The following is a 26,844-nucleotide window of genomic DNA, read 5'->3' on the forward strand; positions in this document are numbered from 1 at the left end:
TCAGCGGTTCGGGTTGATGTTGTGCAGGAACTGGCCCGTCGGGTCCAGGGCGGCCTGCGGCACCGGCACCCGCTGCAACAGGTTGCGGACCAGGTCGGCGGACGACCGGCGGGCGGCCTGCGCCTCGGCGGTGAGCACCAGCCGGTGCGCCAGCACGGGCACGGCCACCGCGTGGACGTCGTCGGGCACCACGAAGTCGCGACCGGCCAGCGCCGCCTGCGCCCGCGCCGACCGCACCAGCTGCAACGTCGACCGGGGGGACGCGCCCAGCCGCAGCTCCGGCAGCCGCCGCGTGGCGCCCACCAGCTCGACCGCGTACCGGCGGATCTCCTGCGACAGGTGCACCCGCCGCACCGCGTGCACCAGCTTGAGCACCTGGTCGGCGTCGGACACCGGGCGCAGCTGCGCCATCGGGTCGTTGCCCGCGTGCTCGTCCACCATCGCCAGTTCGGCCGCCGGGTCCGGGTACCCGATGGAGACGCGCGCGGTGAACCGGTCGCGCTGCGCCTCGGGCAGCGCGTAGGTGCCCTCCATCTCGATGGGGTTCTGGGTGGCGATCACCATGAACGGCGCGCTCAGCGGGTAGGTGTTCCCGTCGACCGTGACCTGGTGCTCCTCCATGCACTCCAGCAGCGCCGACTGCGTCTTGGGCGAGGCGCGGTTGATCTCGTCGCCCACCACGATGTTGGCGAACACCGGGCCGGGGCGGAACTCGAAGTCGTTGTCCTGCCGGTTGTAGATGGACACACCGGTGATGTCGCTGGGCAGCAGGTCCGGGGTGAACTGGATGCGGCTCACCGAACAGTCGATGGACCGGGCCAGCGCCTTGGCCAGCGAGGTCTTGCCGACGCCCGGCACGTCCTCCACCAGCAGGTGCCCCTCGGCCAGCAGCGTCACGATCGCGACGCGCACCACGTCGGGCTTGCCGACGATGACCTTCTCGACGTTGGCCGCGATGCGCCCCACCACGGCGTGCAGTTCGGCGAGCACCTCGTCGGGCCGTCCGTGCGGGTGGGCCGCGCTGTTCACGTGGGCCGTGCTGTTCACGTGGTTGGGCCCACCGCCCCCGTACGAGTGGTCGGGGAGCGCGGCTGGCTGGGTACTCGGAGTCACTCGACCTCCTGAAGAGGGGCCCACCCGCGACCGGTTCGCGGAGGCGGTGAGCGTTTCACGCAGTGTGTCAAACCAGGGCGAAGCGCCCTACACCGATTGAACAGTTTCGTCCCGGTGGATTCCACGACCGGCGGTCGGGACCGGTTCACCCGCTGCCACCACGATTCCCCACCAGGGCCTGCGGCGAACCGGTTTTGCCCGTTTTCGCTGGGCCGTTCGAGTGGGATTCGGGCCGGATCGGCTCACCCGCGGAGGTGGAGGTGCGTTGCTTCCCCCACCGTGACCCACTCCGGCCATATTCGCTCTACCTGCGTAAACGCTCGCCGGGGGGTGAGGCGACCTCCCGTTTCCGCGTTGACTGTGGAGAAAAGTGGGGTACTGTGGCGGCCGGTGGGGCAGACGGGGGCCTCACTGCCGGTTCGATCTCCGGCACCGGGAGGTGGGCGCCGTGTTCCTGGGCACGCACCACCCGAAGCTGGACGACAAGGGCCGGCTGACGCTGCCTGCGAAGTTCCGGGACGCGCTAGCGGGGGGTCTGATGGTCACCAAGGGCCAGGACCACTGCCTCTACGTGTTCCCGCGGGCCGAGTTCGAGCAGATGGCGCGCAAGGTCGCGGACGCGCCGTTCACCAACGAGGCGGTCCGCGCCTACCAGCGCTACCTGTTCGCCGGTACCGACGAGCAACGGCCGGACGGCCAGGGCCGGGTGTCCATCGCACCGGAACTGCGCCGCTACGCGGGGCTGACCAAGGAGTGCGTGGTCATCGGCGCGATCAACCGGCTGGAGATCTGGGACGCGCAGGCGTGGCAGCGCTACCTGGACGAGCACGAGGACAGCTACGCCGAGGCTCGCGAGGAGGTGCTGCCGGGCGTCTTCTGATCAGGACGAGCTGCGAACGCTTGAGGTTTCGGGTGCCGTGAGGCCTCGGTCCGCTCGGCTTTCGGCCCTGGCGCACCTTCCCCGGCGCCAGGTCCGACGGGCGGGCGGGGACCTGACGACACCCGAATCGCTTCATCGGCCGGGGGGATGCTTGGGAGAGGACATGGTGGAGCGCACGCGACACGTGCCGGTGCTGCTCGACCGCGTCCTCGCCCTGCTGGCTCCCGCGCTGGCCGATCGGGACGCGGTCTTCGTGGACTGCACGCTGGGCCTGGGCGGGCACTCCGAGGCGGTGCTGCGGGCGCACCCCCGGGTGCGGCTGATCGCCCTGGACCGCGACCCGCAGGCCATCGAGCTGTCCCGGCAGCGGCTGGCCCCGTACGCGGACCGGGTGACGTTCGTGCGCACCACCTACGACCGGATCGCGGACGCGGTCGACGGCCCGGTGGACGGCATCCTGATGGACCTGGGCGTCTCGTCGTTGCAGCTGGACGCCGAGGAGCGCGGCTTCGCCTACTCCCGCGACTCACCGCTGGACATGCGGATGAGCGCGGGCACCGGCATGACCGCGGCGGACGTGCTCAACGAGTACCCGGTGGACGACCTGACCCGCATCCTGCGCGACTACGGCGAGGAGCGGTTCGCCCGCAAGATCGCCTCGGCGGTGGTGCGGGAGCGCGAGCGGGAGCCGTTCACCAACAGCGGTCGGCTGGTCGAGCTGCTCTACAGCGTGGTGCCGGCGGCGACCCGGCGGACCGGGGGCCACCCGGCGAAGCGGACGTTCCAGGCGCTGCGGATCGAGGTCAACGGCGAGCTGGAGTCGCTGCGGCAGGCCCTGCCCGCCGCGCTGTCCGTGCTGGCGGTCGGCGGCCGGATCGTCGTGGAGTCCTACCAGTCGCTGGAGGACCGGATGGTCAAGCGGGCGTTCGCGCCGCTGGCCGTCTCGCGCACGCCGCAGGACCTGCCGGTGGAGCTGCCCGGCCACGGCCCCGAGCTGAAGCTGGTGACCCGGGGCGCCGAGGTGGCCGACGAGCAGGAGATCGAGGAGAACCCCAGAGCCGCCCCGGTCCGACTGCGGGCGGCGGAACGCATCCGGGAGGCGACATGACCGCACCAGCACGGGCCAACGGCGTGCCGCCGACCCCGGCGAAGCCCCGTGAACGCGCCCTGAAGTCGGTGCCCGCCCGACCCCGCTCGGCGGCGGCGGAACGGGCCTACGCGCGTCGGGCGCAGCGCACCCAGGGCTCGCGCGGCAGCAAGGCGGTGACCCGCCGGCAGGCGGTCGCGCCCAGGGCGCCGTTCGTGGTCATGGTGATGGTGGTGCTCGGCGTGGGCATCGCCGCGATCATGTGGCTGTCCACCCAGGCGACCGCGGACTCCTACCGGCTCCAGGACGCGCGGGCCGAGGAGACCCGGCTGGCGCGCCAGGTCGAGCAGCTGCGGCAGGAGGTGGCGCTCGCCGAGTCGCCGCTCAAGCTCGCGGAGGCGGCCGGGAAGCTGGGCCTGGTGCCGGCGGGCGACCCGGCGCGGCTGCGGCAGCTGCCGGACGGGACGGTCGAGATCTACGGCAAGCCCACCGAGGCCAAGGCCCCGGAACCGCCCCCGCCGCCGGCCTCCGAGACGCAGACCCCGCCGCCGGCCGCGACGCAGACGCCGCCGGCGGCCGGAACGCAGGCACCGGACCCGAACGCGCCGCCACCGGCCGACCCGAACACCCAGGCCGGTGGCCAGACCCAGCCGCCGGCACAGGGCGAGCAGCAGCCGGTGCCCGGAGGGCAGTGATGCCGGTGTCGGTGCCGGTGTCGTCCGCCGGCGCGGCGCGGTCGCGCCGGCGTCGGCGGGCCGGGGCCGACCGGCGGTGCGGTGGTGCGGTGCGAGGCCCGTCCGGTCCGGTGTCGTGCCGGAGGTGTTCGGACGTCGTGGGGCGCGTCGGTGGCGTTCCGGTAGAGGCGATTGCTGGAGGTTTGTGATGCCAGGGCCCAGTCGGAGCAGGCCGGCGCGGCGGCCGCTGTCCGTGCGCGGAGCCGCTCCGGCCAAGCGGCGGCGGGGTGGCAACAGCCGGGTGCGGCTGGCCGTCGGCCGGTTGCTGCTGGTCGGCGCCCTGCTGCTGGCCGGCGTCAAGCTGGTGCAGGTGCAGGGGTTCCAGGCGGAGGCCCTGTCCGCGCAGGCCGAGAAGCAGCGGGCCACGTTCATCGACATCCCGGCCGCGCGCGGCGCCATCACCGACCGGAACGGCAACCAGCTCGCGTTCAGCATCGAGGCGCGCGCCCTCTACGCGGTGCCGCAGATGACCCGCGAGAAGTGGGCCGACGCGCAGCAGGCCGAGCCGAAGATCGGCAGCTACGAGGACTGGGCGCGAACGGTCGCCAGGTTCATCCAGGACACCCTGGGCACCGAGGTCGGCGGCCAGAAGACCGACGAGCAGACCATGTACGCGATGCTCACCAAGGACACCACCTACATCGAGCTGGTGGACAACATCGACCCCGGCAAGGCCGCCGCGATCACCGAGAAGTACGCCGACATCGGTTCGGAGTACCGGGCGGTGCGGGTCTACCCGAACGGCGAGCTGGCCGCCAACATCGTCGGCGCGGCGAACTGGCGCAAGGACCAGGAGCCGCCCGCCACGCACGGCCTGCTGGGGCTGGAGAACTCGCAGGACAACCTGCTCGCCGGCCGCAACGGGCGGCGGGTGGTGGACACCATGCAGGGCAACAACAACGTGGTGATCCCCGGCCCCGGCCGGTCCCGCGAGCTGGCCGCCGCGACACCCGGCCGCAGCCTGGAGCTGACGCTGGACGTGGACACCCAGTACGCGTTGCAGCGGATGGTCACCGAGTACACCGACAAGTCCGGTGCGAAGACCGGTTCGGCGGTGGTGCTGGACAGCCGCACCGGGGAGATCCTGGCGATGGCGAACGACAAGACGTTCGACCCGGCGAAGTTCGGCCAGGCCACCGGCGAGCAGACCCGCAACGCGGCGGTGACCTCGGTGTTCGAGCCGGGCTCGGTGAACAAGATCGTCACCGCCGCCACGGCGATCGAGGACGGCATCCACAAGCCGGACGACGTGCTGTCCGTGGACGACCGGATCAGGGTCGCCGACCGGATCATCAAGGACGCCTCGGACCACCCCCGGCAGGACATGACGTTCACCGGCGTGTTCGCGCAGTCCTCGAACGTCGGCACGCTGATGACGGCGCAGAAGATCGGCGAGGACCGGTACGCGGACATGCTGCGCAAGTTCGGCCTCGGCAAGCGCACCGGGTCCGGCCTGCCGGGCGAGGAGCCGGGCTCGGTGCCGCCGCGCAACCAGTGGTCCGGCTCCACCTTCGGCAACCTGCCGATCGGCCAGGGCCTGGACATGACGCTGTTGCAGATGACCGGCATGTACCAGGCGATCGCGAACGACGGCGTGCGCATCCCGCCGCGCATCATCCGCGCCGAGGTCGACCAGAACGGCGTGCGCAAGGAGACCGCGCGCCCGGAGGAGACCCGGGTGGTGAGCCCGCAGACCGCGAAGACGGTCCGCGACATGTTCCGCGCCGTGGTGCAGAAGTCGCCGGGCCAGTCCGGCACCGGGACGCAGGCCGCGCTGCCGGGCTACCAGGTGTCGGGCAAGACGGGCACCGCGCAGCAGGTCGACCGGAACTGCAGCTGCTACAGCACCACGATGCACTGGATCACGTTCGCCGGCATCTTCCCGGCGGACAACCCGCGCTATGTGGTCGGGATCATGTTGGACGCGCCGTCGGGCGGCGGCCAGTTCAGCCAGTCCGCCGCGCCGCTGTTCCACGACATCGCGTCCTACCTGTCGCAGCGCTACCAGGTGCCGCTGTCGGCCGAGCAGGCGCCGGTCGTCCCGCTGGTCCTCTGACCAGCGGCGGGAACGGCCACCCGGCGCGGGGTCCGCGCCCGGTGGGTGATCTTCGACGCGCAGGTGCGCGCTGCCGCGGGGCTCTTCGCCGGGCCGGTTCCGCGGCCGGGAAACGGGACTGCTCCGAATCGGTGAGGTGTTGTGCCGAATGCTCCGCGGGACGCGGGTGGACGTGGTGGGTGGACACTCTCCGTGCGCCGGTAGCCTTCCGCGCGTGCCTGCCAAGCTTGAGGGCAAGGTCGCGACCGCCCCGCCTCGCCCTTCCCGCGTCCAGCCCGTTGCCGTGTCCGAACTCGCCTCCACCGCGGACGCCCACCTCACCGCCCCCGACCGCGCCCACGTCCCGGTCGGCGGCGTGACGCTGCGGGCCCAGCACGTGCGACCCGGCGACCTGTTCGCCGCGTTGCCCGGTGCCCGCGCGCACGGTGCGGACTTCGCCGAGCAGGCCGTCGCGCGGGGCGCGGTGGCGGTGCTGACCGACGAGGCGGGTGCGGCCAAGGTCCGGGACGTCCCGGTGCTGGTGCACCCGAACCCACGCGAGGTGCTGGGGGTGCTGGCGGCCCGCGTCTACGGCAACCCGTCCACCCGGCTGGGGCTGTACGGGATCACCGGGACGTCCGGCAAGACGACCACCTGCTACCTGATCGAGTCCATCCTGAAGGCCGCCGGGCGGGAGACCGGGCTGATCGGCACGGTCGAGACCCGGATCGCCGGGGAACGGCTGGACAGCGCCCTCACCACGCCCGAAGCGCCCGACCTGCACGCCCTGCTCGCGGTGATGGAGGAGCGCGGCGTGACCGACGTGACCATGGAGGTCTCCAGCCACGCCCTGCGCCTCGGCCGGGTCGGCGGGGTGGGCTTCGCGGTGGGCGCGTTCACCAACCTGTCGCAGGACCACCTGGACTTCCACCCGGACATGGAGGACTACTTCCGGACCAAGGCCGAGCTGTTCGACGGGCGGGCCCGGGTGGAGGTGGTCTGCGTCGACGGCGAGTGGGGCCGGCGGCTGGTGAAGCCCGCCACGATCACCGTGTCGACCACCGGCGACGCCACCTGGACCGCCTCCGAGGTCCGCGTCTCGGCGACCGGCGAGCAGACGTTCACCGCGCACGGCCCCGGTCTGGAGATCCCGGTCGACCTGCGGCTGGCCGGCGAGTTCAACGTCGCCAACGCCCTGCTGGCCATCGCCTGCGTGCACTCCCGCGGCGTCGACGCCGAGGCGATCCGCCGGGGCCTGGCCGAGGTGCGGGTGCCCGGCCGGATGCAGCGGGTGGACGAGGGCCAGGACTTCACGGCCGTCGTGGACTACTCGCACAAGCCGCAGGCGGTGGCGCTGGCGCTGGACGCCGTGCGCGCCCGGTCCGCCGGCCGGATCATCACGGTCCTGGGCTGTGGCGGCGACCGGGACACCGCCAAGCGCCCGCTGATGGGCGAGGAGGCCGCGCGGCGCAGCGACGTCCTCATCGTCACCGACGACAACCCGCGCACCGAGGACCCCGCGGGCATCCGCGCCGCGATGTTGCGTGGCGCGAATGCGCTGGCGGCGACCGAGCGGGGTGACGTGCTGGAGATCGGCGACCGCGGCGAGGCGATCCGGCACGCCGTGTCGCTGGCCCGCTCCGGCGACGTGGTCGTGGTCGCGGGCAAGGGGCACGAGACCGGGCAGGAGGTCGCGGGCGTCGTGCACCCGTTCTCGGACGTGGAAACCCTGGCCTCGGCCATCAGAGAGGCGCACCAGTGATCCCGCTCAGCCTGGCCGAGATCGCCGAGATCGTCGGCGGCACCCTGCACGACACCGACGGCACCCCGGTGGTCACCGGCACCGTCGAGTTCGACTCCCGGAAGGTCACCGCCGGCGGCCTGTTCCTGGCACTGCCCGGGGCCCGGGTCGACGGCCACGACTTCGCCGCCGAGGTCGTCGCCCGGGGCGTGGTCGGCGTCCTCGCCGGCCGCCCGGTGGACGCACCCGCCGTCATCGCACCCCCGGTGGACGCCGGGCGCGGCAACGCCTACGTGCTGACCGGCGACGCGGACGGCGCCGGTGCGGCGGTGCTGGCCGCCCTGGCGAAGCTGGCCCGCCACGTCACCGACCGGCTGCCGGAGCTGACCGTCGTCGGCGTCACCGGCTCCTCCGGCAAGACCTCCACCAAGGACCTGATCGCCCAGGTCCTCGCGCCGCTCGGGCCGACCATCGCGCCGCCGGGGTCGTTCAACAACGAGCTGGGCCACCCGTGGACGGCCCTGCGCGCCGACCGGGACACCCGCTTCCTGGTGCTCGAACTGTCCGCGCGCGGCCCCGGCCACATCGCCGAGCTGTGCCGGGTGGCCCCGCCCCGGGTGGGCGCGGTGCTCAACGTCGGCAGCGCCCACCTGGGCGAGTTCGGCTCCCGCGAGGGCATCGCGCAGGCCAAGGGCGAACTCGTGGAAGCCCTGCCCGAGCACGGCGTGGCCGTGCTGAACGCCGACGACCCGCTGGTCGCCGGGATGGCCGACCGCACCAGGGCCAAGGTCGTGCTGGTCGGCGAGAACGAGGCCGCGCAGGTCCGGGCGGTCGACATCACCCTGGACCCGCAGGCCCGCGCGGGCTTCCGGCTGGTCACCCCGCGGGGCGAGGCGCCCGTCCGACTCGCCGTGCACGGCTCGCACCAGGTCGGCAACGCGCTGACCGCCGCCGCGATCGCCCTCGAACTGGGCGCGACGCCCGAGCAGGTGGCGCAGGCACTCGGCAAAGCCGAACGGGTCTCGGCGCATCGCATGGCCGTCACCGAACGTCCTGACGGTGTGACCGTCATCAACGACGCCTACAACGCGAATCCGGAGTCCGTGCGCGCGGCGCTGAAGTCGCTGGCCACGATCTCCCGCGCCACCACGCCCGCCCGGCGCAGCTGGGCCGTGCTGGGCGTGATGGCGGAACTGGGTGCGGACCACGTCCGCGCGCACGACGAGATCGGCCGGCTCGCGGTCCGCCTGGACATCGACAAGCTGGTCGTGGTCGGTCCGGACGCCCGGCCGATGTACCAGGGCGCGCACCTGGAAGGATCATGGGGCGAAGAAGCGGTGCTGGTGCCCGATGCCGCGGCGGCCGTCGAGCTGCTGCGCGACCAGGTTCGGCCGGGTGACGTCGTGCTGGTGAAGGCATCCAACTCATACGGCCTGTGGCGGGTTGCCGAGGCTCTCCTGGAGGCGGTCAGCAAGTGAAGAGCATCCTCATCGCGGCGGCCATCGCGCTGATCGCGTCGATCATGCTGACGCCGTACCTGATCAAGATCTTCTCGCGGCAGGGATTCGGCCAGGAGATCCGCGAAGAGGGCCCGCAGAGCCACAAGACCAAGCGCGGCACGCCCACCATGGGCGGCGTCGCCATCCTGGTCGCCATGTGGGCGGGCTACCTCGGCGCGCACCTGGTGAACTCGATGTCCGCGTCGGCGGCCGAGCAGACGCCCAGCGCGTCCGGCCTGCTGGTGCTGATGCTGACCACCTCGCTGGGCGTCGTCGGCTTCCTGGACGACTTCATCAAGATCCGCAAGCAGCGCAACCTCGGCCTGAACAAGACGGCCAAGCTGGTCGGCCAGTTCGTCGCCACCATCATCTTCGCGGTGCTGGTGATGCAGTTCCCGAACAAGGACGGCCTCACGCCCGCGTCGGTGAGCCTGTCGTTCGTCCGGGACATCGCCGTGGTGTCGTTCGGCGTGGTCGGGTTCGTGGTGTTCTGCTACGCGGCGATCAGCGCCTGGTCCAACGCGGTCAACCTGACCGACGGCCTGGACGGCCTGGCGGGCGGCACGTCGGCGATGGTGCTGGGCACGTACGTGGTGATCAGCTTCTGGCAGTTCCGCTACAACTGCTCGAACCTGCTGGTGGCCGGCTGCTACGACGTGCGCGACCCGCTGGACCTGGCGCTGGTGGCCGCCGCCGCGATGGCGGGCTGCATCGGCTTCCTGTGGTGGAACGCCGCGCCGGCCAAGATCTTCATGGGCGACACGGGTTCGCTGGCGCTGGGCGGCCTGGTGGCGGGTCTGTCCATCGCGACCCGCACCGAGCTGCTGATGGTCGTGATCGGCGGCCTGTTCGTGGTGGAGGCCCTGTCGGTGGTGTTGCAGGTCGCGGTGTTCCGCACGTCCCGACGGCGACTGTTCCGGATGGCCCCGTTCCACCACCACTTCGAACTCGCCGGGTGGGCGGAGACCACGGTGATCATCCGGTTCTGGCTGCTGGCCGGCATGTGCTGCATGTTGGGCCTGGGCCTGTTCTACAGCGAGTGGCTGACGGCGGCGGGGAGCTGACCCATGGGATTCCTGGCCGGCCGCAACGTCCTGGTCGCCGGAGCGGGCGTGACCGGCCGGTCCGCCGCCGAGGCGCTGCTGGCGGCGGGCGCGTCGGTGGTGGTGACCGACGGCAGCGCCGACCGGCTGGAAGCCCTGGAACCCCTGCTGCCGGGGGTGGCCCTGGTGCCGGGCCTGGTGGCGCCGCCGGCGGAGGCGGAACTGGTGGTCACCAGCCCCGGCTGGCGGCCGGACAGCCCCCTGCTGCTCGCCGCGGAGGCGGCGGGCGTGGAGGTGATCGGCGAGGTCGAGCTGGCCTGGCGGATGGGCCTGGAACTCGCCGACGCGCCCGCGTGGCTGGCGGTGACCGGCACGAACGGCAAGACCACCACGGTGGGGATGCTGGAGTCCGTCCTGCGCGCGGCCGGGATCGACGCGGTGGCGTGCGGGAACGTCGGGCTGCCGGTGGTGGACGCGTTGCTGGCCGGGCACCGGGTGCTGGCGGTGGAGCTGTCGAGCTTCCAGCTGCACTGGTCGCCGTCCGTGCGGCCGGCGGCGGGGGTGCTGCTGAACCTGGCCGAGGACCACCTGGACTGGCACGGTTCGTTCGAGGAGTACGCGGCGGCCAAGGCCGGCGTGCTGACCGGTGAGGTGGCCGTCGCCGGGGTCGACGACCCCTTCGTGGCACGGCTGCTGAGTTCTTCGCCGGCCGCCGCGCACGTCGGGTTCACGTTGGGCGCGCCCGAGGAGGGGCAGCTCGGCGTGGTCGACGGGAACCTGGTCGATCGCGCTTTCGGCCCGGACGCGGTGTTGGCGGCGGTGGCCGAGGTGCGGCCGGGTGGGCCTCCCGGTCTGGCGGACGCGATGGCGGCGGCGGCGCTGGCCCGGTCGCAGGGCGTGCCCCCGGAGGCGGTCCGCCAGGGGTTGCGCGACTTCCGGCCCGGGGCGCACCGGGCCGAGTTCGTGGCGGAGTCGGACGGGGTGCGGTACGTCAACGACTCCAAGGCGACCAACCCGCACGCGGCGGAGGCGTCGTTGCGGTCGCACCGCAGCGTGGTGTGGGTGGCCGGGGGGTTGTTGAAGGGCGCTTCGGTGGACGAGCTGGTGCGGTCCGAGGGGCACCGGCTGCGCGGGGCGGTGCTGATCGGGGCGGACCGGGAGGCCATCGCCTCGGCGCTGGCCCGGTACGCGCCTTCGGTCCCGGTGGCCGTGCTGGACGACGCGACCATGGAGGACGCCGTGCGCGCCGCCCGTTCGATGGCGCGGTCGGGGGACGCCGTGGTGCTCGCTCCGGCGGCGGCTTCGATGGACATGTTCAGCGACTACGCGCACCGGGGGAAGGCGTTCGCCGACGCGGTGGTGGCGATGGTCGGTGCCGGGGGCCGTTCGTAGGCCGTTCCCGTGGTCTTCCCGGGGTTGCCCGGCCGCGTTGCCAGGGCGTTCGTAGGGCACTGCGTGCCGCCGGCGGACGAGAGGCGCGTCGACGAGCGGTTCGTCGGGGTGCGCAGGACGATCCGATCGCGGTGCGGGAGCAACCGCCGACGGGCCTGGGGCGTCCACTGGTGGGTCATGGGGCGTGATCGGGGTCGCGTCTGAGCGACACGCGGTCGATTTTCACCTTTCCCCGTGCGAAGCGGGAGACGATGAACGCATGACAGCGGTGGACAGAGCGATCGTGGAAAGGTCACCCGAAGCCGCCCGCACCCGGCGCGGCGGCCGGGGGGTCGTGGTCCGCAGCGCGCTCACCGCGTGGCTGGGCCGTCCGCTGGCGGACTTCCACCTGCTGCTCGCGATCTTCGGTCTGCTGACCGCGATCGGGCTCATCATGGTGCTCTCCGCGTCCGCTCCCGGCGAGGTGGCCGAGGGTGCCTCGGCGTACAGCGTGTTCCAGAAGCAGCTGCTCTACGTGGCCGTGGGCGGGGTGCTGTTCCTGATCGTGCTGCGCATCCCGCTGCGCAGGATCCGGCACGTCAGCACGATGGCGATGCTGGTGTGCGTGATCATGCTCGGCCTGGTGCTGACCCCGCTGGGGACCGAGAACTACGGCGCCCAGTCGTGGTTCATCATCGGACCGGTCTCGTTCCAGCCCATCGAGGCGGCCAAGCTCGCCCTCGCGCTGTGGGGCGCGCACGTCCTGGTCACCAAGCGCGCGCTGCTGGACCAGTACCGCCACCTGCTGGTGCCGGTGGTGCCGGTGGCGCTGGTGGTCTTCGCGCTCGTCATGCTCCAGCCCGACCTCGGCGGCACGATCACGCTCGGCGTGGTGCTGATCAGCCTGCTGTGGTTCGTGGGCGCGCCGATGCGGTTCTTCGGGGTGATCGCGATCGCCGCGGTGTCCGCCGCGGTGGTGCTGGCCATCGGCTCGGCGTACCGGTTGCAGCGCGTGCTGACCTACCTCGACCCGGACAAGGACCCGCTGGGCGCGGGGCTCCAGGCGCGGCAGGCGCTGTTCGCGTTGGCCGAGGGCGGGTTCTTCGGCAAGGGCCTGACCAACGGCAGCTCGAAGTGGCGCTACCTGCCCAACGTGCACAGCGACTTCATCTTCGCCGTGATCGGCGAGGAACTCGGCTTCATCGGGTGCCTGTTGGTGCTGGGGCTGTTCGCGCTGCTGGCGATCGTGGGGTTGCGCATCGCCGCGCGGAACACCGACCCGTGGATCCGGATGGTGTCCTCGGTGCTGACCGTGTGGCTGGTGGCGCAGGCCGCGATCAACATCGGCTACGTCGTCCAGCTGCTGCCGGTCACCGGCATCACGCTGCCGATGATCTCCTCCGGCGGCACGTCGATCGTCACCACGATGGTGGTGTTCGGCATCCTGGCCAGTTGCGCCCGGCACGAGCCCGAGGCGGTGTCCGCGCTGCGCTCGCTCGGCCCCGGCCGGGTCGGCGGGGTGCTCAGGCTGCCCGCACCCGAGGCGTACAAGCCGCCGCCCAAGCGCAGGCCGGTCCGGCCGTCCACCCCGCCGCGCAGCCGCAAGGCCGCGCCGCCCCCGGTGGACGAGCGGAGGATGGCCGGCCGGCACGCTCCGCCGTCGGAGTACCGTCGGCGCGACTCCCGCAGAGCGACCCAGGAGCGGTCCCGGCGTCGCGACGGGCGCTAGCCGTGCCGGGTCCGGAGCCGTCGCAGGTCCCGAGCCGTAGTCCGAAGCGTTGCAGTTCCAAGCGTTGCGGTAAGAGTCGTTGCGGCGGGAGTCGTCAGTAGTCCGAGTGGTTGTCATCCGAGTCGTTGCAGTCCCGAACAAGGAGGAAGTGCGTGACGGGGGTTCCCCAGCAGGTCGGACCGTGCGTGGTGGTCGCCGGAGGCGGCACCGCCGGGCACATCGAGCCCGCCCTGGCCCTGGCCGACGCCGTCATGCGGCTGCGGCCCGACGCGCGCGTGGTCGCGCTGGGCACCGAGCGCGGGCTGGAGAGCAAGCTCGTGCCCGCCCGCGGCTACCCGCTGGAGCTGATCCCTCCGGTGCCGATGCCGCGCAAGCCCTCGCCCGACCTGCTCAAGCTGCCGCTGCGGGTCCGCGAGTCGGTCAAGCGCACCCGCGAGGTGCTGGAACGGGTCGGTGCGGACGTGGTCGTCGGGTTCGGCGGCTACGTGTCGCTGCCCGCCTACCTCGCCGCGCGCGGCCGGGTGCCGATCGTGGTGCACGAGGCGAACGCGAAGGCCGGCCTGGCGAACAAGGTGGGCGGGAAGTTCGCCGAGCGGATCGCCGCCGCCGTGCCCGACTCGGGCCTGAACGACGCCGAGATCATCGGCATCCCGCTGCGGCACTCCATCACGTCGCTGGACCGGACCGCGTTGCGCGCCCAGGCCCGCGCGCACTTCGGGCTCGACCCGAACGCGCCGACGCTGCTGGTGTTCGGCGGCTCGCAGGGCGCGCGGTCGATCAACAACGCGGTGTCCGGCGCGGCGTCCGCGTTCGCGCAGGCCGGGGTCGGCGTGCTGCACGCGCACGGGCCGAAGAACACGGTCGCGGTGCAGACCGTGCCGGGTGCGCCGGCGTACGTGCCGGTGCCCTACCTGGAGCGGATGGACTTCGCCTACGCGGCGGCCGACGCGGTGCTGTGCCGGTCGGGCGCGATGACCGTCGCCGAGGTGTCGGCGGTGGGCCTGCCGGCGGTGTTCGTGCCGCTGCCGCACGGCAACGGCGAGCAGGCGCTCAACGCCGGCCCGGTGGTGAGCGCGGGCGGCGGCATCCTGGTCCCGGACGACCAGCTGACGCCGCAGTGGATCGCGCAGAACGTGGTGCCGCTGGTCGCCGACCGCGCGCGGCTGGCCGCGATGACCGCCGCGACGCTGGGCACCGGCCACCGCGAGGCCGACGAGGTGCTGGCCCGGATCGTGCTGGATGTGATCAAGAAGTGAGCCACACCGGACAGCTCCCCGAAACGGTTCCCCCCGTGCTCGACGACGAAGCCGGGTCCGCCGATCCGGTCGGCCCCGGCGGTTCCGCCGACGTGCTCGACCGGGTGCACCTGGTCGGCATCGGCGGCGCGGGCATGAGCGGCATCGCCCGCATCCTGCTGGCGCGCGGTGCGCAGGTGTCCGGGTCGGACGCCAGGGACTCGCGGACCGTGCTCGCGCTGCGGGCGCAGGGCGCGGCGATCGCGCTCGGCCACGACGGCGCGCACCTGGACCAGCTCGACGGCGGACCGACGGCGGTCGTGGTGTCCACGGCGATCCGGGAGGACAACCCCGAGCTGGTGGCCGCCCGGCGACGCGGGGTCGTGGTGCTGCGGCGGGCCGAAGCGCTGGCCGCGCTGATGCTGGACCACCGGGTGGCCTGTGTCGCGGGCACGCACGGCAAGACGTCCACGACGTCGATGCTCACGGTCGCCCTGCAGCATTGCCGGATGGACCCGTCCTTCGCGATCGGCGGCGACCTGAACGAGTCCGGCGCCAACGCCCACCAGGGCGCGGGCGGCGTGTTCGTGGCGGAGGCCGACGAGAGCGACGGGTCGTTCCTGTTCTTCGCGCCGTCCGTGGCGGTGGTGACCAACGTCGAAGCCGACCACCTGGACCACCACGGCACCGTCGAGGCCTACGTCGCGGTGTTCGACTCGTTCCTGGAGCGCATCCGGCCCGGCGGCGTGCTGGTGGCGTGCGTGGACGATCCGGGCGCGGCGGCACTGGCCCGCCGCGCGGCGGCGCGCGGCATCCGGGTCCGGCCCTACGGCCGCACGGCCACCGGTCCGGGCGCGGCGAAGCTGGTCGACTACCGGCCGGACGACGGCGGCGGGCTCGCGGTCGTGGAGATCGACGACACCCCGGCGGGGGTCGACGGGCCCGCCGCCGAGGCGGGTGCCGACGACGCGGGCGGCGGGATCGACACCGCCGGTGGCAAGCGGACCTTGGACGTGCGGGTCGCGGTGCCCGGCGAGCACATGGCGGGCAACGCGATCGCCGCCCTGGTCGCGGCGCTGGAACTGGGCGCGGAACGCGACTGCGTGCTGGAGGGCCTGGCCGCGTTCGGCGGGGTGCGCCGGCGGTTCGAGTTCAAGGGCCGCGCGGCCGGCGTGCGGGTCTACGACGACTACGCCCACCACCCGACGGAGGTCGCCGCGCAGCTCACCGCCGCCCGCCCGGTCGCCGGCGAGGGCAGGCTGGTCGTGGTGTTCCAGCCGCACCTGTACTCGCGGACCAGGCTGTTCGCGGACGAGTTCGGCACCGCGCTCGGCCTCGCGGACGAGGTCGTGGTGCTCGACGTGTACGGCGCGCGGGAAGACCCCGAGCCCGGCGTGACGGGTGCGCTGGTGGCGGGCAAGGTGCCGCTGGCCCCGGAGAAGGTGCACTACGAGCCCTCGTTCGACCGGGTGCCGGTGCTGGTGGCCGACCTGGTCGGGGACAGCGACGTGGTGGTGACCATGGGCGCGGGCGACGTGACCATGCTCGGCCCCGAGATCGTCGGTGAACTGGACCGGCGATGAGCACGCCGACGGCGCGCCGCCGCCCCGCCTCCGCGCCGCGGCGGCGCCCGTCCGGCCGGGGCGGACCGGCCCGGCGCACCCCGTCCCGGCGCACCGTGCTGCGCCGCCGGTTGGTCGCGGTCCTCGTCCTGCTCGTGGTGACCGCCGTGGTGTGCGCGGTCTGGTTCACGCCGCTGCTGGGCGTGCGCGAGGTGGAGGTGCGGGGCACCGGCAAGCTGACCGCCGACGAGGTGCGCACGGCCGCCGCGGTCGAACAGGGCTCGCCCCTGGTGCGGCTGGACACCGACGGCATCGCGGCACGGGTGCGCGAGCTGCCCCGGGTGGCCGGGGTCCGGGTGGAACGGGCGCTGCCCGGCACCGTGCGGCTCACCGTCGACGAGCGCACCCCCGTCGCGGTGCTCAACCTGCCCGACGGTGCCCACCTGGTGGACGCCACCGGCAAGGACTACGCGGTCCAGCCGCTGCCGCCGGAGGGCCTGCCGGAGCTCAAGGCCGAGCCGGGCGGGCGGGCGTCGGCGGTCCGGGTGCTGACCGGCCTGCCGGAGGAGCTGCGCCGGGAGGTCCTCGTCGTGTCGGCCACGACCGACGCGGACGTGAAGCTGACCTTGACCGCCGGCCGTGAGGTCCGCTGGGGGTCGTCGGCCGACACGCCCCGCAAGGCGGCGGTGGTGCAGGTGCTGATGACCCGGGACGGAACGGTGTTCGACGTGTCGAGCCCGGAGCTGCCCACGGTGTCCTGACCTGGCCGGGGTCGCCGGCACGGGAGTCGGGCGATCATGCCCGCCGGTAGTCACGTGTGAACATTGCGTGACGTTTCGGAGAAGAAGGTCGGCACGGGTTCGGCGCAGGGACGCGCACGACCGCCGGGTGATGCTCGCCACGCCACCGGGGAGTGAGGGCCCCGGCGGGCGTCGGAGGCCCGGCGGAGATCGGAGCCCGGCAAGGCCCGCGTGAAACTCGCTACGGCCGGGCCGTGACCGGCGGCGATACTGCGCGCCATGACGAAGGCGAAGATCGTGACCGAGCCCGAGGACCGGGCGGACGTGCCCTACACCGGCGACGAGCGCACCCTGCTGGGTGGTTTCCTGGACTACCTGCGCGGCACCGTCGAGCTCAAGGTGGCCGGACTGTCCGAACAGGATGCCCGCCGCGCGGTGCTCCCGTCGCCGCTCACCACCGCTGCCGGTGTGGTGAAACACCTGCGGTGGGTGGAGAACTACTGGTTCCGCGTCGCGCTGGGCGGACACCCGGACGAAGCCCCCTACTCGCGGCGGGATCCGGACGGCGACTGGCGGATCGAGCCGGGGGAGACGATCTCCCGATTGGTGGCCGACTACGCTGAGCAGTGCGCGGCGAGTCGGGAAGTCGTCGCGGGGCTCGACCTCGACCACGAGGTGGTGTTCCGCGGGGACAAGAAGCTCTCCGTGCGCTGGGTGCTGATCCACATGATCGAGGAAACGGGTCGGCACGCGGGGCACCTGGACGCGGTGCGCGAGCTGCTCGACGGGGTGACCGGCGAGTAGACCTCGCTCACCCGGTCGGGACACAACACGGCGTGGCTGCTGGACCGAGGCATTCCCGGTGCATAACGTCCAGCGGGAACATACGGGGTTGACATAACTCTCGACCTCTGGTTGAGAGTTTCAATCCGGGTGGAGTTCCGTCCGGGTGTGACACCGGTGGTCATCCACTCCAGCACATGAGCACGGACACGATCAGGAAGGCGGATCCGATGACGCCCCCGCACAACTACCTCGCGGTGATAAAGGTCGTCGGCATCGGCGGCGGCGGTGTGAACGCCGTGAACCGGATGATCGAGGTCGGGCTCAAGGGCGTCGAGTTCATCGCGGTGAACACCGACGCACAGGCTCTGCTGATGTCCGACGCCGACGTGAAGCTCGACATCGGCCGTGAACTGACCCGCGGCCTCGGCGCGGGCGCGAACCCCGAGGTGGGCCACAGGGCCGCCGAGGACCACCGCGAAGAGATCGAGGAAGTCCTCAAGGGCGCCGACATGGTGTTCGTGACGGCGGGCGAGGGCGGCGGCACGGGCACCGGCGGAGCGCCGGTCGTCGCGTCCATCGCCCGCAAGCTCGGCGCGCTCACCATCGGCGTCGTGACCCGGCCGTTCTCGTTCGAGGGCAAGCGCCGCGCCAAGCAGGCCGAAGAAGGAATACAGGCGCTCCGCAACGAGTGCGACACGCTGATCGTGATCCCCAACGACCGGCTGCTCCAGCTCGGCGACATCGGCGTGAGCCTGATGGACGCGTTCCGCTCGGCGGACGAGGTGCTGCTGTCCGGTGTCCAGGGCATCACCGACCTGATCACCACGCCCGGTCTGATCAACCTGGACTTCGCCGACGTGAAGTCGGTGATGTCCGGCGCGGGCTCGGCGCTGATGGGCATCGGCTCGGCGCGCGGCGAGGGCAGAGCGGTCCAGGCCGCGCAGAAGGCGATCAACTCGCCGCTGCTGGAGGCGTCCATGGAGGGCGCGCACGGCGTGCTGCTGTCCATCGCGGGCGGCTCGGACCTCGGCCTGTTCGAGATCAACGAGTCGGCCTCGCTGGTGCAGGAGGCCGCCCACCCGGACGCGAACATCATCTTCGGCACGGTGATCGACGACTCGCTCGGCGACGAGGTCCGGGTCACCGTGATCGCGGCCGGGTTCGACAGCGGGGGGCCCACCCACAAGAAGCTCGAACCGCAGGCGCTGTCCGGCGCACCCCGCGCCGGGACGGTGGCACCCGGCCAGTCCGGCGTGGTCAACCAGCAGCCGGCGCCGGTGCAGCAGGTCCCGGTGGAGCAGGCTCCGCCGCCGGTCGTGCCGCACCGCCCGGCCGTGCCGCAGCAGCCGACGCAGGCCAACGGCGCCCCGCCGCAGCCGCAGCCCACCTACCAGGCGCCGGCGCCCGCGCCGCAGCCCCAGCCGGTCATGTCCCGGCCGCTGTCCCAGAGCGGCACGCTGCCCACGCGCGCCGTGCCGGTCACCGACGACCCCGACGACGAGGTGGACGTGCCGCCGTTCATGCGGCGCTGAACCTCGCGCGGACGCTGTGGGGGAGACCCGCCGGAAGCCCGGCGGGTCTCCCCTTTTCCGTGCCCGTCCCGCTGGGCCCGTCCCGCTGGGCCCGTCCCGCTGGGCCCGTCCCGCTGGGCCCGTCCCGCTGGGCCCGTCCCGCTGGGCCCGTCCCGCTGGGCACGTCCCGCTGGGCACGTCCCGCTGGGCACGTCCCGCTGGGCACGTCCCGCGTGCATGGCAGGCTGTGCCGGTGCGCATCCGTCGTGTCGTGACCACCCGCCAGGGCGGGGTGTCGAAACCTCCCTACGAGTCGTTCAACCTCGGTGACCACGTCGGCGACGACCCCGGCGCGGTCGCCGCGAACCGGCGGCGGCTGGCCGAGGGCATCGGGCTGGCCGAGGACCGCCTGGTGTGGATGGAGCAGGTGCACGGCCGCACCGTCCAGGTCGTCGACGGTCCGCGGGACGCCCCGCTGGAGGCCACCGACGCGGTGGTCACCAAGGCCGAGCGGCTCGCGCTCGTGGTGCTCACCGCGGACTGCGTGCCGGTGCTGCTCGGCGACCCCGAGGCGGGCGTGATCGCCGCCGTCCACGCCGGCCGGGTCGGGGCGCGCGTCGGCGTGGTGCCCGCCGCCCTGGAAGCCATGCGGGCGCAGGGAGCCGAACCGGCCCGGATCGAGGTGCTGCTCGGACCGGCGGTCTGCGGGCAGTGCTACGAGGTGCCGGCGGCGATGCGGGCCGACGTGGCGGAGCACCTGCCCGGCAGCGCGGGCAAGACGCGCGCGGGCAAGCCGTCGCTGGACCTGCGGGCCGGGCTGTGGCAGCAGCTGGCGGACGCCGGCGTGGGCCGGATCGGCGTCGACCCCCGGTGCACGGTGGAGGAGCGCGACCTGTTCAGCCACCGGCGCGACCCCGGCACGGGCCGGATCGCCGGCGTGATCTGGATCGACCGGTGAACCGGCGCGAGGAGCTGGCGGCGAACCTGGCCGAGGTCCGCCTGCGCATCGAGCGGGCCTGTGCGGCGGCCGGGCGCGACCCCGCCGAGGTGACGCTGCTCGCGGTCACCAAGACGTTCCCGGCGCAGGACGTGGCGCTGCTCAGCGACCTGGGGCTCACCGAGTTCGCGGAGAACCGGGACCAGGAGGCGGGCGCGAAGACCGCCGAGTTCGCCCGGCTGCGGCCGGACGCCGCGGTCCGCTGGCACATGGTCGGCAGCCTCCAGCGGAACAAGGCGAAGTCCGTCGTCGGGTGGGCCGACCAGGTCGACACGGTGGACTCCGAGCGGCTGGCCGACGCGCTGGCCAAGGCGGCGACCCGGCCGCTGGACGTGTTGCTCCAGGTGAGCATCGACGGCGACCCGAAACGGGGCGGCTGCCCGCTGCCGGAGCTGCCGCGACTGGCCGAATACGTCGCCCGCAAGGGTGAACTTGTGCTGCGCGGTGTGATGACTGTCGCACCCCTCGGAATGTCTCCAGCGCAGGCGTTTGACGCTCTACAAGGTGCGGTAACCCGCTTGCGTGACGATCATCCCGCTGCCAACGTGACCTCGGCGGGGATGTCCGGTGACCTGGAAGATGCCATCTCGTACGGATCGACGTGCGTGCGTGTCGGAACAGCGTTGCTGGGCAGCCGGAGACTAGCCTCGCCGTAACTGTCTGGAACCTCCGGGACGGCCGCGACGTCCTTGCGGGTAGGGATCGGCGGAGGAAGGGCTCGACCATGAGCGGGTTTCACAAGCTGAAGGCCTACTTCGGGATGGTTCCCGCCGAGTACGCCGACGACCCCGACTACGAGAGCGACCGGCCGGGTCGCTACGACTACCGGGCCGAGTACGCCGAGTCCGACGACTACGACACCTACCCCGAGCAGCGCAACGGCCGTCGCCCGGTCGCCCGCTACCGCGGCGAGCCGGACGACGCGGAGGACTTCGAGCCCGACGCGCGCATCCGCACGCCGAGGCGGTCGTGGAACGCCGAGCCGACGCACGGCGCGCTGGCCGTGGAGCCTACGCGGGAGCCGGTCAGCCGGGTCCGCCCGGCCCCCGAGCCCGCCCGCAACCAGCTGGGCCGCATCACCACGCTCAACCCGCGCAGCTACAACGAGGCGCGGACCATCGGCGAGCACTACCGCGACGGCACCCCGGTGATCATGAACCTCACCGACATGGACGACGCGGACGCCAAGCGGCTGGTGGACTTCGCGGCCGGGCTGGCGTTCGCGCTGCGCGGCTCGATCGACAAGGTCACCAATAAGGTGTTCCTCCTCTCACCCCCGAACATCGACGTGACGGCGGAGGACCGCAGGCGACTCGCGGAGGGCGGGTTCCTCAACCACGGGTGAGTGATGGCACAGTTGGGGGTGTGTTCGCACTCGCGCTCGTCGTCTACTACGTGCTGTTCGCGTTCTGGCTGCTGCTCACGGCCCGTGTCGTGGTCGAGCTGGTCAGGTCTTTTGCCAGGGAGTGGCGCCCCGCAGGCGGCGTCGCGGTGGCCCTGGAGACCGTCTACACCGTGACCGACCCCCCGGTCCGGCTGCTCCGCCGGCTCATCCCGACGGTGCGGATCGGGGGCATCGGTCTGGACTTGTCCATTATTGTGCTGTTGCTGGTCGTTATCATTCTGATGCGAGTAGCCGATCCCAGGTGAGGGGACCAGGGATGTCCACAGCCCAGGAGTGCGTGAGGTGATCTGATGCCGTTGACCCCCGCGGACGTGCACAACGTCGCGTTCAGCAAGCCGCCGATTGGCAAGCGGGGCTACAACGAGGACGAGGTGGACGCGTTCCTCGACCTGGTTGAGGGCGAGCTCGCCCGCCTGATCGAGGAGAACAACGACCTGCGCCAGCAGGTCGAACAGCTCGACCAGCAGGTCGAGACCGCGCGAGCCGACCTCGAGGACGCCCGGGCCAAGGTCGCCGCAGGCGTCGGTCCCAGCCGTGTCGTCGACGAGCCGCGCCGGCTCGCCCCGGTGCCACCCCCCTCGGCGCTGGAGCAGACCTCGCCCGGAGGTGGTGGAGACCACCACGTGCAGGCCGCGAAGGTGCTGGGGTTGGCGCAGGAGATGGCCGACCGGCTCACCGGCGAGGCCAAGGCCGAGGCCGACGGCATGTTGTCGGAGGCTCGGACCAAGTCCGAGCAGTTGCTCTCCGAGGCGCGCGCCAAGGCCGACACCATGGTCAACGAGGCGCGGACGCGTGCCGAGACCATGCTGAACGACGCGCGGACCCGTGCCGAGACGTTGGAGCGGCAGGCCCGTGAGAAGGCCGGTGCGCTCGACCGCGACGCGCAGCGCAAGCACGCCGAGGTGATGGGCAACATCACCCAGGAGAAGAACACGCTCGAGAAGCAGATCGACAAGCTGCAGACGTTCGAGCGCGAGTACCGGACCCGGCTCAAGACCATGCTGGAGTCCTCGTTGCGCGACCTCCAGGACCGCGGCCCGGCCGCACCGTCCGACGGCCGCCAGCAGGGCTACTCGTTCGGAGCGCGCGCCGAGGCGGGCTGACCGGTTGATCTAGTCTGCGCACGTGCTCTACATCGTTCTGCTGTTGGTGCTGGCAGCCCTGGGGCTGCTGGTGCCCGCGCTGACCACGACCCAGACCCACTGGGCGTGGCTCTCCGTGGGCGCGAGCGCGGCCGCCGCCGTGGTCCTGGTCCTGGACTGGTGGCACCGCCGCCGGACGGGGCCGACCCCGGCGGCTGCCGGCACCACCGCGGAGCGGATCGACCAGCGGGCCGAGCCCGGGGGTCGACCCGCCCCGGAGGACGACACGTCCACCTCACCCGACCGGGCCGGCGAGCCCGCGGAGGAGGACACGGACGCCGCCGACCTGCTGATCGTCGCCGAGCTGAGCGACGAGATCCGGGTCCTGGACGAGCGGCCGCGCTACCACCTGGCGGCGTGCTCGTGGCTGGACGGCCGGGCGTCGCTGGGCCTGCCGATCGCCGAGGCGCGCCAACTGGGCTTCACGCCGTGCGCGGTGTGCCGTCCGGACTCCACGTTGGCGGCCGGCAAGCGGGCCGCCGGGCGCTGATCCGGGAGCGGGCGCCGATCTCGGAGAACGCCGAGGACGTGCCTCGGCCCGATGGTGGCGGCGCACCGGCACCTCGGCCGCTCCCGGCCGACCTCGGACCGCGCCCCGCGTAACCGGTTTGCGCGGACCGGTTACGCTTGAGGTGACAGGCGTCGATCCGGCCATCACCGGGGAGCCTCCGGAAGAACGGGCGTCAGCCTCAGTAGAACCGGACGGGTGCGGCCCGTCACAGCCGTCAACGAGAGGCCGTCGCGACTGCGCGTCGGCAAGCGGGGTGGTACCGCGGTGCGCCGGAACGGGCGTGTCGTCCCCGTGAGCCGGATGGACGCAGCACGCGAGGAGCAGCACGATGGCCTACCCGAAGGCAGGCGAGGGCCCGGTGCCCTCCCAGCCGTCCTTTCCCGCCCTCGAACAGGACGTTCTCGACTTCTGGAAGTCCGACCGGACGTTCCAGGCGTCGATCGACGCCCGGCCGGCGGGGGACCAGGGCGCCAACGAGTTCGTCTTCTACGACGGCCCCCCCTTCGCCAACGGCCTGCCGCACTACGGCCACCTGCTGACCGGCTACGTCAAGGACGTCGTCCCGCGCTACCAGACGATGCGCGGGAAGCACGTCGAGCGCCGGTTCGGCTGGGACACGCACGGCCTGCCCGCCGAGGTCGAGGCGGAGAAGCAGCTCGGGTTCTCGTCGAAGTCCGAGATCGAGGCGTTCGGCATCGAGAAGTTCAACGAGGTGTGCCGCACCTCCGTGCTGCGCTACACCGACCAGTGGCGCGACTACGTGACGCGGCAGGCGCGCTGGGTGGACTTCGACAACGACTACAAGACGCTCGACCCGGACTACATGGAAAGCGTCATGTGGGCCTTCAAGACCCTGTGGGACAAGGGCTTGGTCTACGAGGGCTTCCGGGTGCTCTGGTACTGCTGGCGGTGCGAGACGCCGCTGTCCAACACCGAGACCAAGATGGACGACACCTACCGGGACCGGCAGGACCCGGCGGTGACGGTCGGGCTGCGGCTGGACTCCGGCGAACTCGCCCTGGTGTGGACGACGACCCCGTGGACGCTGCCGTCCAACCTGGCCGCCGCCGTGCACCCGGACGTGGACTACGTGACCGTGGAGGCGAACGGCGAGCGCTACCTGCTCGCCGAGGCCCGCGTGCCCGCGTACGCCCGTGAGCTGGGCGAGGAACCGCCGGTCGTGGCGCGCTACAAGGGTGCCGACCTGGTGGGCCGGCGGTACGCGCCGCCGTTCGACTTCTTCGTGGGGCGCGAGAACGCGCACCAGGTGCTGGCCGCCGACTACGTCACCACCGAGGACGGCACGGGCATCGTGCACATCGCCCCCGCGTTCGGTGAGGAGGACAAGGTCGTCACCGACGCGGCGGGCATCGAGGTCGTCGTGCCGGTCGACCCGCACGGGCGGTTCACCGCCGAGGTGCCGCCGTACGAGGGGCAGCACGTCTTCGACGCGAACAAGGCGATCATCCGCGACCTGCGGGACGCCGGCCTGCTGCTGCGCCACGAGACCTACGACCACCCGTACCCGCACTGCTGGCGGTGCGACAACCCGTTGATCCAGCGGGCGGTGTCGTCCTGGTTCGTCGCCGTGTCGCGGTTCAAGGACCGGATGGTCGAGCTGAACCGGCAGATCAACTGGGTGCCCGGGCACATCCGGGACGGCCAGTTCGGCAAGTGGCTGGAGAACGCGCGGGACTGGAACATCTCGCGCAACCGGTTCTGGGGCTCGCCGATCCCGGTGTGGGTGTCGGACGACCCGGAGTACCCGCGGGTGGACGTGTACGGCTCGCTGGACGAGTTGGAGCGCGACTTCGGCGTGCGCCCGACCGACCTGCACCGGCCCTACATCGACCAGTTGACCAGGCCGAACCCGGACGACCCGACGGGTGCGTCGACCATGCGCCGGGTGCCCGAGGTGCTGGACTGCTGGTTCGAGTCGGGCGCCATGTCGTTCGCCCAGGTGCACTACCCCTTCCACACTTCCAACACGGGGCAGCCGCAGCCGGGGCCCGACTGGTTCGACAACCACTACCCCGGCGACTTCATCGTGGAGTACAACGGCCAGACCCGCGGCTGGTTCTACACGATGCACGTGCTGGCGACCGCGCTGTTCGACCGCCCGGCGTTCAAGAACTGCGTGGCGCACGGGATCGTGCTCGGCGACGACGGCCAGAAGATGTCCAAGTCGCGCAAGAACTACCCGGACGTCAACGAGGTCTTCGACCGCGACGGCTCGGACGCCATGCGGTGGTTCCTCATGGCGTCCCCGATCCTGCGCGGCGGCGACCTGGTCGTCACCGAGCGCGGGATCCGCGACGCGGTCCGCCAGGCCGTGCTGCCGCTGTGGAACTCGTGGTACTTCCTCGCCCTGTACTCGAACGCCGAGGGCGTGGAGGGCAAGTGGCGGACGGACTCGCCGCACGTGCTCGACCGGTACGTGCTGGCGAAGACGCACGACCTGGTGGCGGAGGTGACCGGCCAGCTCGACACCTACGACATCTCGGGCGCGTGCGCGGCCATCCGGGAGTTCCTGGAGGTGCTGACGAACTGGTACGTCCGCCGCTCCCGCGACCGGTTCTGGGCGGGCGAGCAGGACGCGGTGGACACCCTGCACACCGTGCTGGAGGTGGTGAGCCGGGTGGCCGCCCCGCTGCTGCCGCTGACCACCGAGGTCGTGTGGCGCGGCCTGACCGGCGGGCGCTCGGTGCACCTGGCCGACTACCCGGCGGTCGGGGACCTGCCCGCGGACGACGCGCTGGTGGCCGCGATGGACGCGGTGCGCCAGGTGGCGTCGACCGCGTTGTCCCTGCGCAAGGGCAACAAGCTGCGGGTGCGGCTGCCGCTGGCCAGGCTGGTCATCGCGGCGGGCGACGTGGCGCAGCTGGCGGGGTTCACCGAGATCCTGCGGGACGAGGTGAACGTCAAGGAGGTCGAGCTGACCACCGACGTGGACGCCCACGGGCACTTCCAGCTGGCGGTCAACGCGCGGGTGGCCGGGCCGCGGCTGGGGCCGGACGTGCAGAAGGTGATCAAGGCCGTCAAGGCGGGCGACTGGTCCGAGGAGGACGGGAAGGTGGTCGCGGCGGGCATCGAGCTGTTCCCGGAGGAGTACGAGCAGCGGCTGGTCGCCACCGACCAGGGCGCCACCGCCGCGCTGCCGCAGAACAGCGGGCTGGTGGTGCTGGACACCGTCGTGACGCCGGAGCTGGCGGCCGAGGGCATCGCCCGTGACCTGGTGCGGGTGGTGCAGCAGGCCCGCAAGGACGCCGGGCTGGACGTGTCGGACCGGATCTCGCTGACCTTGCAGCTGCCCGAGGGCGAGGTCACCGAGGCGGTGCGGCGGTTCGAGGAGTTCGTCGCCGCGGAGACGCTGAGCACCGAGGTGTCCTACGGGACCGTCGACGAGGGCTCGGCCGGGGTCGTCGGCGACGGGGTCAAGGTGCGGGTCGCCGTGCGGCGGGTCTAGGACGGCGAGTCGGGCACGGACGGCCGGGGGCGATGGCTCCCGGCCGTCCGTCGTCCCGCGCCCGTCCCTAAGCGGCGTTCCCCATGCGGCGTTCGCCATGCGGCGATCACCACGCGGCAGCCACCACGCGGCAGTCACGCCACCCGGATCGCGCGGGCGATCAGCAGCAGGGCGTGGACGGTGTCCACCAGGTGGGTCGGTGGCGGGTCGAGGGCGTCGACCAGGTCGTCCAGCCACAGGGCGAGGTCGTCGGGCAT

The 26,844-nt window shown here is 72.5% G+C and carries 23 protein-coding genes; 21 read left to right on the forward strand and 2 right to left on the reverse strand.

Features of this window, described 5'->3' with window-relative positions; translation table 11 throughout:
* On the reverse strand, window positions 1-1,113 hold the full coding sequence (locus FHS29_RS11310; protein WP_184690527.1) for an AAA family ATPase: 1,113 nt from the start codon (window positions 1,111-1,113) through the stop codon (window positions 1-3).
* Between the two features lie 448 nt (window positions 1,114-1,561).
* Between FHS29_RS11310 and mraZ the strand changes: the two genes are divergently transcribed.
* From mraZ to ileS, 21 genes are all read left to right on the forward strand, one after another.
* Complete coding sequence (gene mraZ / locus FHS29_RS11315) at window positions 1,562-1,993, forward strand: division/cell wall cluster transcriptional repressor MraZ (RefSeq protein WP_184690528.1); 432 nt, start codon at window positions 1,562-1,564, stop codon at window positions 1,991-1,993.
* 163 nt (window positions 1,994-2,156) lie between these two features.
* Entirely contained in the window at window positions 2,157-3,101 is a 945-nt protein-coding gene (gene rsmH / locus FHS29_RS11320; RefSeq protein ID WP_184690529.1) for a 16S rRNA (cytosine(1402)-N(4))-methyltransferase RsmH, read from the forward strand.
* Complete coding sequence (gene ftsL / locus FHS29_RS11325) at window positions 3,098-3,775, forward strand: cell division protein FtsL (RefSeq protein WP_246440289.1); 678 nt, start codon at window positions 3,098-3,100, stop codon at window positions 3,773-3,775. The genes rsmH and ftsL overlap by 4 nt, the downstream gene beginning before the upstream one ends.
* A gap of 187 nt (window positions 3,776-3,962) precedes the next feature.
* Window positions 3,963-5,870, forward strand: coding sequence for a peptidoglycan D,D-transpeptidase FtsI family protein (locus FHS29_RS11330; RefSeq protein WP_184690530.1), 1,908 nt, complete (start codon window positions 3,963-3,965; stop codon window positions 5,868-5,870).
* 148 nt (window positions 5,871-6,018) lie between these two features.
* Window positions 6,019-7,611 carry a UDP-N-acetylmuramoyl-L-alanyl-D-glutamate--2,6-diaminopimelate ligase gene (locus FHS29_RS11335; protein ID WP_184690531.1) on the forward strand — a complete coding sequence of 531 codons (1,593 nt, stop codon included), beginning with the start codon at window positions 6,019-6,021 and terminating at the stop codon, window positions 7,609-7,611.
* Window positions 7,608-9,068: a UDP-N-acetylmuramoyl-tripeptide--D-alanyl-D-alanine ligase gene (locus FHS29_RS11340; RefSeq protein ID WP_184690532.1), complete on the forward strand. Its 1,461-nt coding sequence runs from the start codon at window positions 7,608-7,610 to the stop codon at window positions 9,066-9,068. The genes FHS29_RS11335 and FHS29_RS11340 overlap by 4 nt, the downstream gene beginning before the upstream one ends.
* Window positions 9,065-10,153: a phospho-N-acetylmuramoyl-pentapeptide-transferase gene (gene mraY, locus FHS29_RS11345; RefSeq protein ID WP_184690533.1), complete on the forward strand. Its 1,089-nt coding sequence runs from the start codon at window positions 9,065-9,067 to the stop codon at window positions 10,151-10,153. The genes FHS29_RS11340 and mraY overlap by 4 nt, the downstream gene beginning before the upstream one ends.
* Window positions 10,154-10,156: 3 nt before the next feature.
* A complete protein-coding gene (gene murD / locus FHS29_RS11350) occupies window positions 10,157-11,524 on the forward strand; it encodes a UDP-N-acetylmuramoyl-L-alanine--D-glutamate ligase (RefSeq protein ID WP_184690534.1) in 1,368 nt (455 codons plus the stop codon).
* 259 nt (window positions 11,525-11,783) lie between these two features.
* Entirely contained in the window at window positions 11,784-13,232 is a 1,449-nt protein-coding gene (gene ftsW, locus FHS29_RS11355) for a putative lipid II flippase FtsW (RefSeq protein WP_184690535.1), read from the forward strand.
* 152 nt (window positions 13,233-13,384) lie between these two features.
* Complete coding sequence (murG, locus tag FHS29_RS11360; protein ID WP_312864865.1) at window positions 13,385-14,488, forward strand: undecaprenyldiphospho-muramoylpentapeptide beta-N-acetylglucosaminyltransferase; 1,104 nt, start codon at window positions 13,385-13,387, stop codon at window positions 14,486-14,488.
* Window positions 14,489-14,523: 35 nt separating this feature from the next.
* Window positions 14,524-16,050 (forward strand): UDP-N-acetylmuramate--L-alanine ligase, encoded by a 1,527-nt coding sequence (gene murC / locus FHS29_RS11365; RefSeq protein ID WP_184690536.1) that lies wholly within the window; start codon window positions 14,524-14,526, stop codon window positions 16,048-16,050.
* Complete coding sequence (locus tag FHS29_RS11370; protein ID WP_184690537.1) at window positions 16,047-16,790, forward strand: cell division protein FtsQ/DivIB; 744 nt, start codon at window positions 16,047-16,049, stop codon at window positions 16,788-16,790. Before murC ends, FHS29_RS11370 begins: the two co-directional genes overlap by 4 nt.
* A 258-nt stretch (window positions 16,791-17,048) precedes the next feature.
* Window positions 17,049-17,573, forward strand: coding sequence for a DinB family protein (locus tag FHS29_RS11375; protein WP_184690538.1), 525 nt, complete (start codon window positions 17,049-17,051; stop codon window positions 17,571-17,573).
* Window positions 17,574-17,782: 209 nt separating this feature from the next.
* On the forward strand, window positions 17,783-19,087 hold the full coding sequence (gene ftsZ, locus FHS29_RS11380) for a cell division protein FtsZ (protein WP_184690860.1): 1,305 nt from the start codon (window positions 17,783-17,785) through the stop codon (window positions 19,085-19,087).
* A gap of 232 nt (window positions 19,088-19,319) precedes the next feature.
* Window positions 19,320-20,024, forward strand: a complete 705-nt coding sequence (gene pgeF / locus FHS29_RS11385) for a peptidoglycan editing factor PgeF (protein WP_184690539.1) — start codon at window positions 19,320-19,322, stop codon at window positions 20,022-20,024.
* Complete coding sequence (locus FHS29_RS11390) at window positions 20,021-20,719, forward strand: YggS family pyridoxal phosphate-dependent enzyme (protein WP_184690540.1); 699 nt, start codon at window positions 20,021-20,023, stop codon at window positions 20,717-20,719. Before pgeF ends, FHS29_RS11390 begins: the two co-directional genes overlap by 4 nt.
* A 68-nt stretch (window positions 20,720-20,787) precedes the next feature.
* Entirely contained in the window at window positions 20,788-21,408 is a 621-nt protein-coding gene (locus FHS29_RS11395; protein ID WP_184690541.1) for a cell division protein SepF, read from the forward strand.
* Window positions 21,409-21,428: 20 nt separating this feature from the next.
* Window positions 21,429-21,713, forward strand: a complete 285-nt coding sequence (locus tag FHS29_RS11400) for a YggT family protein (RefSeq protein ID WP_184690542.1) — start codon at window positions 21,429-21,431, stop codon at window positions 21,711-21,713.
* A gap of 45 nt (window positions 21,714-21,758) precedes the next feature.
* Complete coding sequence (gene wag31, locus FHS29_RS11405; protein ID WP_184690543.1) at window positions 21,759-22,571, forward strand: DivIVA-like cell division protein Wag31; 813 nt, start codon at window positions 21,759-21,761, stop codon at window positions 22,569-22,571.
* A gap of 22 nt (window positions 22,572-22,593) precedes the next feature.
* A complete protein-coding gene (locus tag FHS29_RS11410; RefSeq protein WP_184690544.1) occupies window positions 22,594-23,100 on the forward strand; it encodes a hypothetical protein in 507 nt (168 codons plus the stop codon).
* A gap of 349 nt (window positions 23,101-23,449) precedes the next feature.
* Window positions 23,450-26,587 carry an isoleucine--tRNA ligase gene (gene ileS / locus FHS29_RS11415; protein ID WP_184690545.1) on the forward strand — a complete coding sequence of 1,046 codons (3,138 nt, stop codon included), beginning with the start codon at window positions 23,450-23,452 and terminating at the stop codon, window positions 26,585-26,587.
* A 134-nt stretch (window positions 26,588-26,721) separates the two neighbouring features.
* Here ileS and FHS29_RS37635 read toward each other — a convergent pair whose 3' ends face one another.
* Window positions 26,722-26,844 (reverse strand): hypothetical protein, encoded by a 123-nt coding sequence (locus FHS29_RS37635; protein ID WP_281391570.1) that lies wholly within the window; start codon window positions 26,842-26,844, stop codon window positions 26,722-26,724.

The organism is Saccharothrix tamanrassetensis (assembly GCF_014203665.1).
In the GTDB taxonomy this organism is placed as follows: domain Bacteria; phylum Actinomycetota; class Actinomycetes; order Mycobacteriales; family Pseudonocardiaceae; genus Actinosynnema; species Actinosynnema tamanrassetense.

Coding starts and splice junctions, on each gene's coding strand:
- FHS29_RS11395 (WP_184690541.1), top strand. CDS start 20,788: ATGAGCGGGTTTCACAAGCTGAAGGCCTACTTCGGGATGGTTCCCGCC.
- FHS29_RS37635 (WP_281391570.1), bottom strand. CDS start 26,844: ATGCCCGACGACCTCGCCCTGTGGCTGGACGACCTGGTCGACGCCCTC.
- ileS (WP_184690545.1), top strand. CDS start 23,450: ATGGCCTACCCGAAGGCAGGCGAGGGCCCGGTGCCCTCCCAGCCGTCC.
- ftsW (WP_184690535.1), top strand. CDS start 11,784: ATGACAGCGGTGGACAGAGCGATCGTGGAAAGGTCACCCGAAGCCGCC.
- FHS29_RS11335 (WP_184690531.1), top strand. CDS start 6,019: ATGCTCCGCGGGACGCGGGTGGACGTGGTGGGTGGACACTCTCCGTGC.
- wag31 (WP_184690543.1), top strand. CDS start 21,759: ATGCCGTTGACCCCCGCGGACGTGCACAACGTCGCGTTCAGCAAGCCG.
- FHS29_RS11370 (WP_184690537.1), top strand. CDS start 16,047: ATGAGCACGCCGACGGCGCGCCGCCGCCCCGCCTCCGCGCCGCGGCGG.
- murD (WP_184690534.1), top strand. CDS start 10,157: ATGGGATTCCTGGCCGGCCGCAACGTCCTGGTCGCCGGAGCGGGCGTG.
- ftsZ (WP_184690860.1), top strand. CDS start 17,783: ATGACGCCCCCGCACAACTACCTCGCGGTGATAAAGGTCGTCGGCATC.
- FHS29_RS11375 (WP_184690538.1), top strand. CDS start 17,049: ATGACGAAGGCGAAGATCGTGACCGAGCCCGAGGACCGGGCGGACGTG.
- rsmH (WP_184690529.1), top strand. CDS start 2,157: ATGGTGGAGCGCACGCGACACGTGCCGGTGCTGCTCGACCGCGTCCTC.
- ftsL (WP_246440289.1), top strand. CDS start 3,098: ATGACCGCACCAGCACGGGCCAACGGCGTGCCGCCGACCCCGGCGAAG.
- FHS29_RS11330 (WP_184690530.1), top strand. CDS start 3,963: ATGCCAGGGCCCAGTCGGAGCAGGCCGGCGCGGCGGCCGCTGTCCGTG.